Origin of the sequence: Mongoliitalea daihaiensis (assembly GCF_021596945.1) — a bacterium.
Taxonomy (GTDB): Bacteria; Bacteroidota; Bacteroidia; order Cytophagales; family Cyclobacteriaceae; genus Mongoliitalea; species Mongoliitalea daihaiensis.
Genome location: NZ_CP063779.1, coordinates 997,533 through 1,011,997 on the forward strand (window position 1 = coordinate 997,533; position 14,465 = coordinate 1,011,997).

Genomic DNA, 14,465 nt, shown 5'->3' on the forward strand with positions numbered 1-14,465 from the left:
GGAGGGAAGCAAGCTTCCGGGCCGAAGGTTCAGCTTATTGCATGCTTTCGGTCTCCTTATTTCACTAATCATTAATTACCAAAACACATTCAAATGATTTATAAAACCACATCATCAATTATATCAATAGTTTTATTCCTTTGTACATTAAAGGCTTACAGTCAGGACCAAATTAATCCTGCGGAAATTGTACCATTAAAGGTAGGCGATTATCTTCCTGATTTGGTATTGGACAATGTCCTATTCAACGAAGGACATCCAATTGACTTATCTAAGTATAAAGGTTCCTTACTCATTTTAGACTTCTGGGCGACTTGGTGCGCTCCATGTGTGGCATCTTTTCCGAAATTGGATATCTTGGAAAAAGAGTTTAAAGGAGGGATATCATTTCTACCTGTGACATACGAAGACTCAGCTAAAGTATCTGTTCTCTTCGAAAAAAAAGAGAGTCTTCGTCCTCTAAAAAAAGAGATGCTAGTACGGGACAATATCCTAAGAGCTTTATTCCCACATACCTCATTGCCCCACTATGTTTGGATAGACCAAAACGGAAAGTATGTAGGCTCAACAGGAAAAGATGAAATTAATTCTACAACAATAAGAAATGTAATTTCTGGTAACTTTTCAGATTTAGGGATCATTCAAAAGAACCAAAAAGTGATGGATGATGAACCCCTATTTTCAGGAAATAAGCATCTTTTGGGCAAAAACCTCAGCTATCAATCCAGTTTTGGTACTCATATTCCAAGAATTAGCGGAAAATATAAGTTTTACAATACCCCAGAGGGAGGCATTAGGCTCACCATTTCAAATCTAAGCCTTCCATGGATTTATAAAGTTGCTTTTGCGGATGTAGGAGGACATATTACCCTTGGTCAGATAAGGGTAGAAGTATCTGACGAGTCAAAATTGACCTATAAAAAGGAGCTACATGGGGACCTTAGTCAATGGATGAAAAGTAATACTTTTTGTTATGAGCTCATTGTATCTGCTGAGTTTATGGACAGCCTATATACATTGATGCGAAAGGATTTATCAGTATTATTTCCGCAGTACCATGCCTACGTTGAACAAAGAGAAGCGGATGTTTACTTGTTACAAAAAACAGGCGACCCTATCCCTTTTGGGAAAAAAACAGATCTCTCAATTTTTACTGACAGTTTTACGGGCTTTACAATGAAAGACCGTTACCTAAATTCCTTTATTCTTTCACTCAATTCAAAATGGCTTCAACACTTAAATACACCTGTAATTGACTTGACAGGAATAGAACTGCCCCTTAGCATGCAGCTAGATGTTAATGCATCAGATCCCGAGGATATAGATAGGGGCTTGAGAGCCTTTGGGCTGAGCCTTACAAAAGGCAAAAAGCATATTCCATTCTTGATAATTACAGATAGAGATGCTGAAACTAAATCGGAGGTTCAATAATCATTGGATGAACACAAAAACATGATTTACAAAAGGAATTTTAACCCAACCAAATATCAAAAAATGAAAAGACAATTACTTATCCTATTCATGATATTCTATGTAGGAACTGCGAAAGCCCAAATAAAAGGAGTAGTATATATGAAAGCAACTAAAGAGGCTCTACCTGGTGCCACAATTCATGTTGTAGGAACTGATAAATACTCGATTAGCAATGAAATTGGTGAATTTGAAGTTGCTACAGAAAATGGAAACCATACTCTAAGGGTTAGTTTTATCGGTTTTGAAAAGCAAGAAATATCCGTAAAAGTACCTCAGGAAGGGATAATTGAATTTTTTTTGCAAGAAAGTGGATTTGATCTGCAGGAGGCAGAAGTTTTCTCTACGGGATATCAGGAAATCCCAAAAGAAAGAGCCACAGGCTCATTTGAAAGACTTGGACAAGAAATGATTGATAGGCCTGTTGCTCCCGATATTTTAAGCAGGTTACAAGATGTTACACCCGGGCTAATCTTTAATAGAAACGGACCAGCTAATGATAGGCTTTCTATCAGAGGTAGAGGGACTCTATTTTCTAACACTTCTCCCTTGATCGTGGTAGACAACTTCCCATATGATGGAGATATAGAAAACATTAATCCAAATGATGTTGCAAGTATTACAATACTTAGAGATGCAGCAGCAGCATCAATATGGGGAGCTCAGGCAGGAAATGGTGTAATTGTAATTACTACAAAAACAGGAAGTGCGAAAGAAAAATTAAGGGTTTCAATTAACTCTAACATAAGAGTGGGTGAAAGGGAGGACCTATTTTATGCTCCCATCATGACAGTGGATGAATTTATCAATGTGGAACAAATGCTATTTGGGAGAGGCTTTTATAACACAGCTGAAATCAGTTTTTTAAACCCACCACTAACACCTGTTGTTGAGGCTCTGATAGCCAATAGGGATGGATTTATCAATGATCAGGAACTGAACACAAGGCTGAACCTTTACCGTGGGATAGATACAAGAACATCATTTTTAGATGAGTTTTATAGAAAATCGATAGATCAACAACATAGTGTGGCAATTTCAGGAGGGTCTGAAATTCAAACCTATCGGCTATCCATTGGCTATGACAAAAATCTCGGGACTATAAGGGGCAGAGATAGAGACAGACTGACAATTTCAGGGAACCAAAGTTGGAATCTGTTGAAAAACCGTTTACAGATTTCTTCTGGAATATATCTAGCAAAAAGCAGAACCGACAATCAAGGATTGAGTTACAATAATTTAAGAATGGACACCAATACTCCCCTTTATCCGTATGCAAGATTCCGAAAAGAAGATGGATCACCCGCCCCAATAAACAAAGATTTTAGCAACAATTTGATTGAACAGGCAAGTCAAGATGGGTTATTGGATTGGAGATACTTCCCACTTGAAGAAGCCTTTATCGGAGAAAATTATACAATAGCTAATGACCTCCGGCTAAATTTGAATCTTTCATATAAAATCATCAATGGGTTAGATGCTGAGGTACAATATCAATATTGGAATTTAAATTCTAATTCAAGGAATCACAGGCCAGTGGAAAGCCATTTTGCGAGGTCTCTAATCAATGATTTTACCCAACTTTCAAATAATGGTGGATTGATCCGCAATATTCCATTAGGCGGAATATTAACCAATGGAAAAACATTGACTTCCTCTAACCATATACGGAGTCAATTAAGATATTTAAAATCTTTTGGTAAATCAGACTTATCATTGTTGGCAGGTGGAGAAATTAAGTCTTTGACTAATAATTCCTTTTCAAACAGATATTATGGATATGTAGAGAGAATCGCAGGATTCTCACCTGTAGATTATATCAATCTATTCCCGACCTATAGTTCTATGGGTATCATGACAAGAAATATTCCAAATGCAGACTTTATAAGGGGCTTAAATGATAACTTTATCAGCTACTATTCAAACGGTTCTTACACGTTCGATAAAAAATATACCCTTTCTGCAAGTGCAAGAAGAGATTTGTCAAATTTATTCGGAGTTGAAGCTAACCAAAGGGGTGTTCCATTATATTCCCTAGGCGGGTCTTGGCTACTATCCGAAGAAAGCTTTTATAAAAATATTTCTTCCTGGGTTCCTTTTCTTAAATTTCGAGCTACTTATGGCTACAATGGCAATATAAATAAGGAGATTTCAGCCCTTACCACCGCTAGGCAATCAGGAACCAGTACTTTTTCAAGACTACTTGTCAGATCTATAGTAAACCCCCCTAACCCAGATTTAAGATGGGAAAGAATAAGGATAATCAATCTCGCTACTGAGTTTGCCACTAAAAATGATAGATTATCTGGATACTTTGAATTCTATTTTAAGGATGGACTTGATTTGATCGGCGCTACTCCTTTTCCTTCTTTTTCTGGCATTAGCAGTTTTATCGGAAATACCGCAAGTACATCAGCTCAAGGGTTTGATTTTTCTTTAACAAGTAGGCTTATAGATAAGCAGTTTAAATGGACATTACATAATTTCCATTCACATATAAATGAAAAAGTAAATGATTATGAGGTCGTTGGTACAGCTATCAATTATCTCCAAAGAGGCACAGGTGTAGGATCACTTTTACCTATTCCATTAACCGGAAGACCGCTTTATGCAATTTATTCTTTTCCCTATATGGGACTAGACCCTAATTCTGGGGCTCCTATCGGTATTTTAGATGGAGAGCCGAGTATGAATTATAATACCATAGTTTCGACTACAACTCCAGAAGAACTTATTTTTCATGGAGCAGCTAGACCAACACATTTTGGCTCTTTTAGAAATGAGTTAAGCTACAAGGGTTTTAATTTATCGATGAATATTACTTATCGACTTGGGTATTATTATAGAAGAAATTCCATCAGATATTCTACAGTATTGAATGCTCAAGGAGGACATGGAGACTTTTCCAAAAGGTGGCAGCAGCCAGGTGACGAGTTAATTACTCAAGTGCCATCAATGCCTGATATTATCAATACTAATAGGGACAATTTGTACCTATATTCACCTGTACTTGTTGAACGGGGTGATCATTTCAGATTACAAGACATAAGATTGTCTTATTCGTTTAATCATGCTCAAAATAGCCATCCCATATTTCGAAACCTTGAAATCTATGGTTACGCCAATAATTTAGGAATTCTTTGGAAAGCAACAGATGACCCTCTTGACCCAGATTTTCAGACATTAAGGGCACTAACAAGTTTTGCGGTTGGTTTGAGACTAGATTTTTAATAAAATAAATCAATAAAAAAATCTCGAAAAAAGCACTTAAAGAGGTATTGTTTGCAACCCTCAAAGTCAACTATGTAATCATTCATAACTAATAAATCAATTAAAGTAAAAAAATGAAAAAGATAATTTTCACTATTCCAATGATAATAATGCTAACAGCAAGTTGTGCATACCTTTTGGATGAAAAACCAAGCACTGATTTAGTCATCCCTGATAATTTAGAGGATTTAAGAGGGTTATTAGATTCGGATATAACCGTAATTGGGAAAACAGGCGCTTTACACACAGCATCCTCAGATGACTTTTATTTAAGGGAGTCAGGATTTCAAAATGTCCAAGAGATATTTTTAGGAGCCTATCAAATAAATTATGACCAGTTAGAACAGTTCAGAAATGGTGATTGGGAAGTTCCGTATGAACAAATATTTTATTGCAATGTAGTTTTAGAGGAATTGGAAAGGATCAACCCTAATCAAAGTGAAGTAGTTGAATATAATGACATTAAAGGGTCGGCTTATTTTCTACGAGCGTATGCATACTTTGAATTAGCTGTCCAATTTAACTTGCATCCAAATAACCCACAAGCAATCAATGCACTTGGTCTTCCATTAAAAAAGGAGGCTAATGTAAATATTCATCCAAGTCAGTCTTCTATTGATGAAACTTTCCAATTTATCATGGATGATTTAAATGAAGCTAGGTTATTGTTAGTCAATAAACCAAAAATAAATACAAGACCATCAATTCATGCGCTAGAAGCTTTTTTTGCGAGAATTTATTTGTATTTAGGTAAGTATGAACTAGCATTGGAGGCAGCAAACAAAGCATTGCAATTTAATAAGGAGTTAATTGATTTTAATCAACTCAATTTATCAGCTGCAAGACCAATGCCAAGAAGTGATATCAATCCAGAAATTATTTTCAATAGTGTAATGCTATCCCAAACACCTCTTAGGTTGGCTCCTGGATCAGCTAGTCTAGAATTATTCCAAAGTTATGAAGAAAATGATCTAAGGAAATCAGCTTATTTTAATGTAGTACAAGGATTTCCATTATTCAAAGGGACTTACACAGGTTTGATTCCCTTTTTTACAGGTTTAGCGACTAATGAAATGATGCTAATTGTGGCAGAGTCGGCGGCAAGAATGAATGATTATAATTTAGCATTGGAAAAACTAAACCAGCTGATGAACAACCGCTATAGACAAGGAACATTTGTATCAAATACAAAAGAAAATACTCCTGATGTATTGAAAAAAATATTAGAACACCGCAGAAAAGAATTGGTATTTAGAGGGTTACGGTGGTATGACTTTAAAAGACTAGCATTTGATTCAGAAAACCAATTTGAAATCGTAAGAAAATTTGGTGAACATGAATTGCATTTAAGTCCTACAGACTTAAAAACTGCGTTTCCAATCCCATTACACGATATTGAGTTAAGTGATCTTATTCAGAATCCAAGATAGAAAATAAACCAACCCTAGCATCTATGAAGCTAGGGTTGCCATGTTACAAATATTTATAATGGAACATAAATACCTGAAGTTTCAGAATTCGGAACTCTGACACCATTCAATTCTTCAAAGGTACAAACCGAAGTAGGAGCATCATCACAAGTATAATCTTCATTTAGGATTTGTCCAGTAATATTAAAGGGGGCTCCATCAATCATCGCAAACTTTTGAATGTTTGCATCTGCTGTTGGTTTAGTAAATGCAAAAGCAAATACCGCAGCCAATACAAATGCGAATAATGGTAATCTTTTTATTAAAGTATTCATCACACACTTCTTTTTTTGACATTCAAAAAAGACAGTAAAAACGTTTTGGTTGTTATCCTACTCTATTAAAGGCTTTTCGGATCCGCCCGTCCCGGCCATCGGGTACCGCTTGTCTCTCACCCCAAGCAATCGAGAGAAATGGCCAGTTTCTTTATTTTCTTCTTAATATTTGTCGAATTACACCTCAGGGTTTTACTTGTTTCCCATATCCAATTCCCAACACTAATACTGTCACACTTATCAATGACAGGTTCATCACCAGATGGGCGCCCCAGCCTATACTTTCGATAAACCCGGCACAGTTGCAGGGTACTCTTGGAAAGGCTCCCCACCAGACCAGTCCCACATAGGTACTAAATACTGTAAGCAAAAGGACAGACCCCATCAACCCCCACCACCTTGTACGTCCTAAGATCAGAAGCATGGCCAAAACCAGTTCTGAAATAGGCACCACATAGCTGAGAATCGCAGCCAGATCGGAAGGAAAGGTCTGATTATGGAATGCCGACCAACTTCTATCCCATGCAATTAGCTTCTCAAATCCAGAGTATGTCCAAAGACCAACCAGAATAGCAATAGTAAAGTGGAGAATATAACTTCCAAACTTTACTTTTACACTCTTAAATTCCATAACTCAAGCTATATAATGAACTGATATTCTGTTTAATTTAATTTCTATTCTTTTGAGAAAAAAACAATTTAAGCAGTATTTAACAGCATTTCCTGAATCTAATTCCCAGCACTGAATTTGAGGAAATCAATATTTTGTAAACTCTACATTGTTGTATACATTCATTCAATTTCCTATGTTTGCCTAGAAGAGTAGTAGAAAATTTAGTAATGGTTTTTTAATTCAAATAGAATGAGAGGTAAATGTCGGATACTTTTATTGAAAAAATATTTTGATCATCTAATCAAAATAGATGAAAAAATCTATTTTGAGTTAGACAAATACTTAATAAAAAGAAGTTATAAAAAAGGATCTTTCATCAAAAAACCTGGTGAAGTTGACAGGTATGCTAGATTTATTTGCACTGGTTTTGTATCCAAACAGTGGCCATCCAAAAAAGGTAGAAATTATAGACTTAGAATATTCAGTCCCGGGCAAGTAGCCTCAGATTTTTCATCATATTTTAATGATGTTCCCCATGATTTTTCCTTAAAGTCAATTACTTATTGCTCTACATTTGAACTAGAAAAATCATTAGAATCCCAACTTTTAAAAGAAGTCCCCGAAATCATTCCTCTCGCTTCTTTAATTAATAGAAGAATTTTAATGGAATCAATTCAATGGTATCAAATTTTTAGCATGAATAGAGAGGATGGAATCAAAAACCTTAAAGAAAATTTTTCTCAAGTTTTAAACTTCTTCTCAGATAAAGACCTTGGATTCCTTTTTAAATGCTCAGAATACACTATAAAAAAATTGAAAAGAAACCAATTTGGTTAGATTTAATCATTATCCAAGACTAAACCAATGTCTTTTAATGACTTAATTAATGATTCTGTATGCTCACCGCAAATAGACCGAATTAATTCAATTTTTGTATTTTGGAAAATGAAAAGAGCTTGATACAACTTAATTTCTCTAGGGTTTTGCAGTTTCTTAAGAAGTGAACTAACATCAATTATTTTTAACATACAAAACACAACTTCAATTTCAAACTGAAGTCTATTTTTAAGGAGATACTCCTCAAAATCCGTTCTCCATTCATAACGAATCCGATCTATAGGATGAACAAGAAATTCTTCCTCCATAAAAACATCAGGAAAAGAAACAGACACAGTTAAAATATCCTGAAAAAGAAGTTCCTTATGAATTTTAATATTTGGCTTTAAAATAAATTTTAAATATTCATCAGGAAAAAAAATTACATCATCTGTAGGAGCGTAATAAAATTCTCCTTTATCAAATTTTACAAATTTAAATAATCGGTCATGATACCGCATCTTAATAAAATCATAATGCTTGGTGTTCATCGGTATATAAAGTATAATCAATTGTTAAATCTAATTCTCCTACGATTTGGTAAAGATGATTTATTGAAGTTTTTCCAATATTCATAGCTTTAAACATCAGATCATCAGGATAAAAAGAAATTAATTTTGCAAATTCTTCTAACGTAATTGGACGATTATTTTTATTCTCTATTCCTAGGAAAAACTTTCTAGAATCGCGCGCAATGTAGGACTCAATTAAATTTATCAATCGATAACGAAGGTGTGGCTTTAGTTTATTAAAAAAAAGATCTTTATAATCCTTACTCCAACTATCTTTCAAATGAAAAGGTGGTTTCCTTTTTTTCCAATTTATAGAAGGTGCAAAACGAATAAGTTTAGACTTTTTATAAAGTGTAGTCAAATATTCATGCAAATGAAGTTCAACTTCATCATTAGGGTAAATAGTTAAGCTAAGATTTTTATAGTTAAAAGGCGGTTCGGAATAGTTAAGAAAGAACGGTTGAGCAATATAAGTAAACCATCCATCATCATACGAAAAAAATACCCATGTTTCATTACTAAGATAACTATGCAAAAATTTATAGCGTTCTTCATTTAATACTATCATAAATCAGAAAATATTTATTTTTAGAAATACTATTAACACTGCTGCCTTTTATAAAAATAAAAAATAACAACTCTATAAGAAATAAATCGATATTTAATTTAATTTGATTTCCCTGTTAAGCTTGTAAAAAGGCTTATTTGGGAAACAAGATTTTTCCATTCAATTACAAAAACTCAAATGATAAGTGCTTATCATCTAGTAAAATTTTAAGGAAAAAAAAGCCTTCATTTCTGAAGGCTTTTCTATGATTTAAACTTATATAAATTATAAATTAACTACCAGGCACTAATATTTGGTCAATTACATGAATTGTACCATTTCCATCTGTATTGGATCTTAGGATATTTACAGATTGACCATTTAATAATACATTACCATTAGTTCTTGTTACAGAGATATTTCTACCCGACAGAGCCGTTTGAATCGATGTGAAGTTGGTTTGACTCAACATGCTTCTAGTAACATTGGGGTTTGCAATATGGAATCTTAAAACATTGGCCAGATTAGGAACATCAGCAGCAGACTCAAAACCATTTGCAGCTAAGAAATCAATAAACGCTTGATTAGTTGGTGCAAAAATAGCGCGTTGATCTTGCGTCCTATTTCCAACTAACAAACCTAATAGGTTGTTTTGTTGAACTAGTTCCAAGAATATGCTTAAATCTTGTTGTTGTGCAACAATATTGCTTAACAATTCTCTATCCGACAAACCTGTTGGTTCAACTGAGTAGTTTTCATCAATGCAGCTAGAGAACAACAAACTGAAGACTACTAAGGATGATAAGATGTATTTTAACTTTTTCATTTTATCTGCTTTAAATTTTTACTTGAAAATATACCTAACACCTACCTGCGCGCTCCAAGTTTGCGAAAGCGCAATTATAGATTGAGTTGTAGTACTTGGGAACTCAGTAGGTTGTCCTTGGATTGAGTTTATTGTAAATCTAGCATTACCTTGTGAATCAGGACCTGCATAATTCATAATGTTTCTTTGGATAACTTGATTTCTCACACCCCAAGAGTCAGAGATCATGTTTCCAAAGTTTAAGATATCTAAAGAGAACTGTAACTTATGCTTGTTTACATCTTTAGCTAAATGTAAATCCTGTTTTACGCTTAAGTCAAATCTGTGTACCCAAGGAAGTACTGCACCATTTCTCTCGGTAACTTGACCTCTTCGGCTTCTCAAATAAGGGTCCTGCTCAATGTATTGATTAAGAATTTCCCATTGTTCGGCTGCGGTCTGTACCAAAACACCGTTTGCAACTCTGTCTACTAATTGAGAATCTTCAAATGACTCAGGAACATACATTAACCTAACGCCACCACCGTCACCGAAGTTACCAGAGTAGGTATAGCTAAATCTTCCTTGCTCACCACCATCATAAAACAACGAGAACTGAGTATTATTAAGTTCGTTAAGACCTTTCGTGTTGAAAGCGATTAAACCGACAACCCTATTTGGTTGATCAAATCTTGAGAAACCTCTTTCAGGATTATTTCTATCTTGTTGAACACCAGTTGGCCATAAAGAAGCTGCCTGAGAGCCACCGTCTAATCCAAAGTCAGTTTTCTGACTTCTAGTGTAGGCTAAGCTAGTAAAGATACCTTTACCCCAATCTTTTTGAAGGGACAAGGTGATTGAAGCATACTCACCATCATTGATATTTGTCAAGTAGAAAATCTCATTGATTCTGCTACCATTAACTGTAGTTCCTTGAGTGTAAGTAGGGTACGGGTTACCAGCTACATTGATAACATCCCCTGTTGGGGTGCTAAGCAAGTTCGCAGAGAAAGGACTGTTATAGTCTCTAGAATAAAGTCCTTCTACAGAGAATACGAAGCCTTTTCCGAAAGAATAGTCTGACGCTATATTCGTTCTCCAAGTTTGCGGCATTCTAAAGTTAGGGTCTGTTATATTAATTGAATTTGAAATAACAGGCTCTTGCTCCGCTGGATTAGGTCTGTAGAAATTAGGGTCAGGTTGAAAACCTTGCCACTCGCCAGCTCCCCACTGATTCTGTAATCTACCTATACCACCTCTTGTAACCCCATTTGCATTAATCTGGTTTGATAAATGAACGAAGATTGGTCGTCCAGTAAATAGACCTGTTCCACCTCTTACTTGTAAAGAGTTGTCTCCTCTTGCATCCCAGTTGAATCCAACTCTAGGAGACCAAATTGGATTTACAGGCGGAAACTTGCTTACATCAGGTGAAATAAACTGCCCAGGATTTCTTGGGTTTTCCAAAGATAAATCTAGTGCCTCAAGTCTTTCATTTCTTGGCGCATCAACAGGATAGAAAGGTAAATCAACTCTAATACCACCTGTTAATTTCAAGTTATTTGTAACCTGAAACTCATCTTGAATATATAAACCAACCTGTCCAAACTCAACTCTGTCAGTAGGCAATACATTTGGATTATTTGCGTCATAAGAAAACCCAATAGCAAAACCATCAGGAACTACATTTGGGTTTTGATTGATAACACTCTCTACAAAAGAATTGTAAGAATTAAATCTGTACCAAGAATTCCAAGTAGGGTTAAATGCGTTATCAAATGTCATGTATTCGAAGTTAACACCCGCTGTTAATGTGTGTCTCCCTTTGAAATAGTTGAAGTTATTAGTTAAGTTAAAGGTCTTGTTATCCAATAAGTTACCTACTGTAAATAACTCATTACCTAGAGACATAAAGTAAAGTGGAGTATTATTTTCAAACTCTAATACTTCAATCATTGGGAAAGTTTGTCCACCAGGTACTCCTCTTTGCGTTACTGCTGATGTATAACCTATATTTAAAGAGTTTGCCATATTTGTACCAATAGTAGAGTTTAACTCAGCAACAATTGAAGAAACTCTATCTTCTGAAGTATAATTGGCGTTAGCAAATGTTAATGCTTCTGGACCAAATCTATTAGTATTGGTAAATCTTGCACTTGCCGGTAAACTTCTAATACTGTTACCATTAACACTAACATCTCTCAACTGCTGGAAGCTATTATATCTAACTACCAATTTGTTTTTATCATTGATATTGTAATCCAATCTCAAGTTCAATCTTGTTGCATCATCAGAGAACGGTACATTTTCGAAAGCACCAGTCTCATAACCATACAAACTTCTCATTCTTTCTCTAACAAACTCAGCTTGATCGGCAGTAACTCTAGATACAACTTGGTTATCAGGAAGAAGACCTTGTGCTGGTCTTGCCGCTAGACGGTTATCGCCAGGAAGTGCATTTTTCTCGAATTCAGCACTAGCAAAGAAAAATAATTTGTTTTTAATAATTGGACCTCCAAAAGCAACACCATTGATTGTTGTTTTAGACTCAGAGAATGGAACCTCTCTACCACCATTTAAAGTGATACCCTGAAGTCTGTCATTTCTGAATAAAGTATATGCGGTACCTTTCCACTCATTACTACCTGATTTAGTAATAGCATTAACATTTGCACCTGTAAATCCACTTTGACGTACATCGTAAGGAGCTATGTTAACTTGTACTTCCTCAATAGCATCGAAAGAAATTGGATTGCCACCTGCGAACTGACTAGAACCTAAACCAAAATTGTTATTATATAAGTTACCATCAATGGTGTAGTTATTATATCTCTGATCAGCACCAGCGAAACTTGTACCATTACTTTGTGGAGTCAAGCGAGTCAGGTCATTAATACTTCTATTAATGGTTGGCATAGATTCAATTCTATCCCTACTCAAATTGGTCGCTGCTCCAGTTCTGTCTGCATTAAAGATATCACCCTGACGCCCCAATACTTCAACACCTTCAAGCTCAAGACCATCTGATAAAACAGCATTGATACTGAAGTTCTGTCCGAGAGACAAGTTTATGTTTTCAAATACTCTGTTTTCATACCCTACAAAACTAATTGTAACCTGATATGGACCCCCAACTCTTAAGTTTGGTAGTACAAATCGACCTTCAAGATTAGAAACTGCTCCATATCTTGTACCAGATGGCAAGTGAACCGCAACTACATTGGCACCAGGTAAGGATTCTCCTGATACATCTGTAACGACCCCTTGCATACTTGCAGTTGTCACCCCTTGCGAAAACGCAGTAGTCGATACGAAGATCAACATTGCTGCCGCAAAAAGACTCTTAAGTAATGATTGCCTCATAATTTTTGTTTTTTGTGGAAATAAATTTAGTTTAGGAATAGTTTTTTTTCCGCTACAAATGTAGGTCTCTTATACAAGTATTTTTTTTTGGAATTGTTAAGTTTTAACATTTATTCACATTCAAACTTAACAATTTCTTAACATTGGAAAAGAACGAAATTTTTCTAACTGGAATTTATTCCTTCACAAAAGACTCAGAAGATGGTTTTATTCTTCATAAAGCAAATTTTATTTGTATCTACCTTCATTTGTTAACAAATCTTTACCGAAATGTTAACCCGAGCGAAATCATATTTTTACAAAATAAAAGTGAGTCAAATCCGTATATTTGGAGATGAATGAATCCCAAGCAATGAAAAAGAAAAATATACTTTGGCTTTATTTGTTTTTGTTGGTATCCATGTTGGATATCTTCCTGACTGCTAATGGGCAACAGGAAGAACGGCTCTATACCAAAACACTCATCATGCCTTTGTTGGGAATGTATTTTTGGCAGGTAAGTCATGCTTTGAAAAATACCTACATCCGAAAAGCGATGATGGCTGCTTTAATTTTTTCCTGGATAGGCGACACCTTGCTTTTGTGGCAGCAGCTGTTCTTATATGGTTTGGGAGCGTTTTTTATGGCTCATATTTGTTACATCTTCGCATTTAAAATAAGCCAAAAACAGCCATTTAAAATTGGCACAGTGAATTTTCTTAAGCTGTTTTTATACAACCTCCCCTTTTATATAGGCGCAGCGTTTGTATATTTTTTAGTAAATCCCGGGCTTGGCCCTATGAAAATTCCTGTCGTGGCCTATATAATCATCATTGTCATGATGGCAACCACTGCCCGAGAGCGATACAAGGAAACGAGCCCTGAAAGTTTTTGGCAAGTCCTCATAGGAGCTTCCTTGTTTATGATTTCCGATAGCATCATTGCAATCAACCTATTTTTTAAACCCTTTCCAGAAGCCTCTGTACTCATCATGGGAAGTTATGTGGTCGCACAACTTTTGATTGTCAGAGGAATTCAGGCGCATTATCAGTAGGAGGAATTAGGAATTAGGAATTAAGAATTAAGAATGAGGAATTAAGAATTAAGAATGAGGAATTAGGAATTAAGAATGAGGAATGAAATGAGGCCTTTGCAATCGTGGTAATTATTTTTCTGTGAATTCAGTGCTTTCTGCGAGCTTCTTTCAGCCCTGTCTCCCATTAGGGAGGTCTGCGTGAAAAAACTCTTTCATGTCTACTCGTGAAATTATGTCGCTCTTAAGTCTC

The 14,465-nt window shown here is 35.4% G+C and carries 11 protein-coding genes; 5 read left to right on the forward strand and 6 right to left on the reverse strand.

The window, feature by feature from the left end; genetic code table 11:
* The first annotated feature begins 93 nt into the window (after window positions 1–93).
* The 3 genes from IPZ59_RS04125 to IPZ59_RS04135 all read left to right on the forward strand — a co-directional run bounded on the left by IPZ59_RS04125 (window position 94) and on the right by IPZ59_RS04135 (window position 6,170).
* Window positions 94–1,431 (forward strand): TlpA family protein disulfide reductase, encoded by a 1,338-nt coding sequence (locus IPZ59_RS04125; protein ID WP_236138617.1) that lies wholly within the window; start codon window positions 94–96, stop codon window positions 1,429–1,431.
* A 63-nt stretch (window positions 1,432–1,494) separates the two neighbouring features.
* Complete coding sequence (locus IPZ59_RS04130) at window positions 1,495–4,701, forward strand: SusC/RagA family TonB-linked outer membrane protein (RefSeq protein WP_236138618.1); 3,207 nt, start codon at window positions 1,495–1,497, stop codon at window positions 4,699–4,701.
* A 113-nt stretch (window positions 4,702–4,814) separates the two neighbouring features.
* On the forward strand, window positions 4,815–6,170 hold the full coding sequence (locus IPZ59_RS04135; RefSeq protein ID WP_236138619.1) for a RagB/SusD family nutrient uptake outer membrane protein: 1,356 nt from the start codon (window positions 4,815–4,817) through the stop codon (window positions 6,168–6,170).
* 53 nt (window positions 6,171–6,223) lie between these two features.
* On the opposite strand, the gene IPZ59_RS04140 is transcribed toward IPZ59_RS04135, so the two are convergent.
* Together IPZ59_RS04140 and IPZ59_RS04145 are read right to left on the reverse strand one after the other, a co-directional pair.
* Window positions 6,224–6,484: a DUF6520 family protein gene (locus tag IPZ59_RS04140; protein ID WP_236138620.1), complete on the reverse strand. Its 261-nt coding sequence runs from the start codon at window positions 6,482–6,484 to the stop codon at window positions 6,224–6,226.
* 184 nt (window positions 6,485–6,668) lie between these two features.
* Complete coding sequence (locus tag IPZ59_RS04145; protein WP_236138621.1) at window positions 6,669–7,115, reverse strand: MauE/DoxX family redox-associated membrane protein; 447 nt, start codon at window positions 7,113–7,115, stop codon at window positions 6,669–6,671.
* A gap of 231 nt (window positions 7,116–7,346) precedes the next feature.
* Here IPZ59_RS04145 and IPZ59_RS04150 point away from each other — a divergent pair, with 231 nt between their 5' ends.
* A complete protein-coding gene (locus tag IPZ59_RS04150; protein ID WP_236138622.1) occupies window positions 7,347–7,934 on the forward strand; it encodes a cyclic nucleotide-binding domain-containing protein in 588 nt (195 codons plus the stop codon).
* Window positions 7,935–7,936: 2 nt separating this feature from the next.
* Here the strand turns inward: IPZ59_RS04150 and IPZ59_RS04155 are convergent, their stop codons facing one another.
* The 4 genes from IPZ59_RS04155 to IPZ59_RS04170 form a co-directional block, all read right to left on the reverse strand.
* Window positions 7,937–8,464 carry a hypothetical protein gene (locus IPZ59_RS04155; RefSeq protein WP_236138623.1) on the reverse strand — a complete coding sequence of 176 codons (528 nt, stop codon included), beginning with the start codon at window positions 8,462–8,464 and terminating at the stop codon, window positions 7,937–7,939.
* A complete protein-coding gene (locus tag IPZ59_RS04160; RefSeq protein ID WP_236138624.1) occupies window positions 8,445–9,053 on the reverse strand; it encodes a hypothetical protein in 609 nt (202 codons plus the stop codon). The genes IPZ59_RS04155 and IPZ59_RS04160 overlap by 20 nt, the downstream gene beginning before the upstream one ends.
* A gap of 271 nt (window positions 9,054–9,324) precedes the next feature.
* The gene (locus IPZ59_RS04165; protein WP_236138625.1) at window positions 9,325–9,858 is read right to left on the reverse strand and encodes a fasciclin domain-containing protein; all 534 of its coding nucleotides are present in this window, start codon (window positions 9,856–9,858) and stop codon (window positions 9,325–9,327) included.
* Between the two features lie 18 nt (window positions 9,859–9,876).
* Window positions 9,877–13,200, reverse strand: a complete 3,324-nt coding sequence (locus IPZ59_RS04170) for a TonB-dependent receptor (RefSeq protein ID WP_236138626.1) — start codon at window positions 13,198–13,200, stop codon at window positions 9,877–9,879.
* 352 nt (window positions 13,201–13,552) lie between these two features.
* On the opposite strand from IPZ59_RS04170, the gene IPZ59_RS04175 reads away from it, so the two are divergent.
* A complete protein-coding gene (locus IPZ59_RS04175) occupies window positions 13,553–14,233 on the forward strand; it encodes a lysoplasmalogenase (protein ID WP_236138627.1) in 681 nt (226 codons plus the stop codon).
* Window positions 14,234–14,465: the final 232 nt, after the last annotated feature.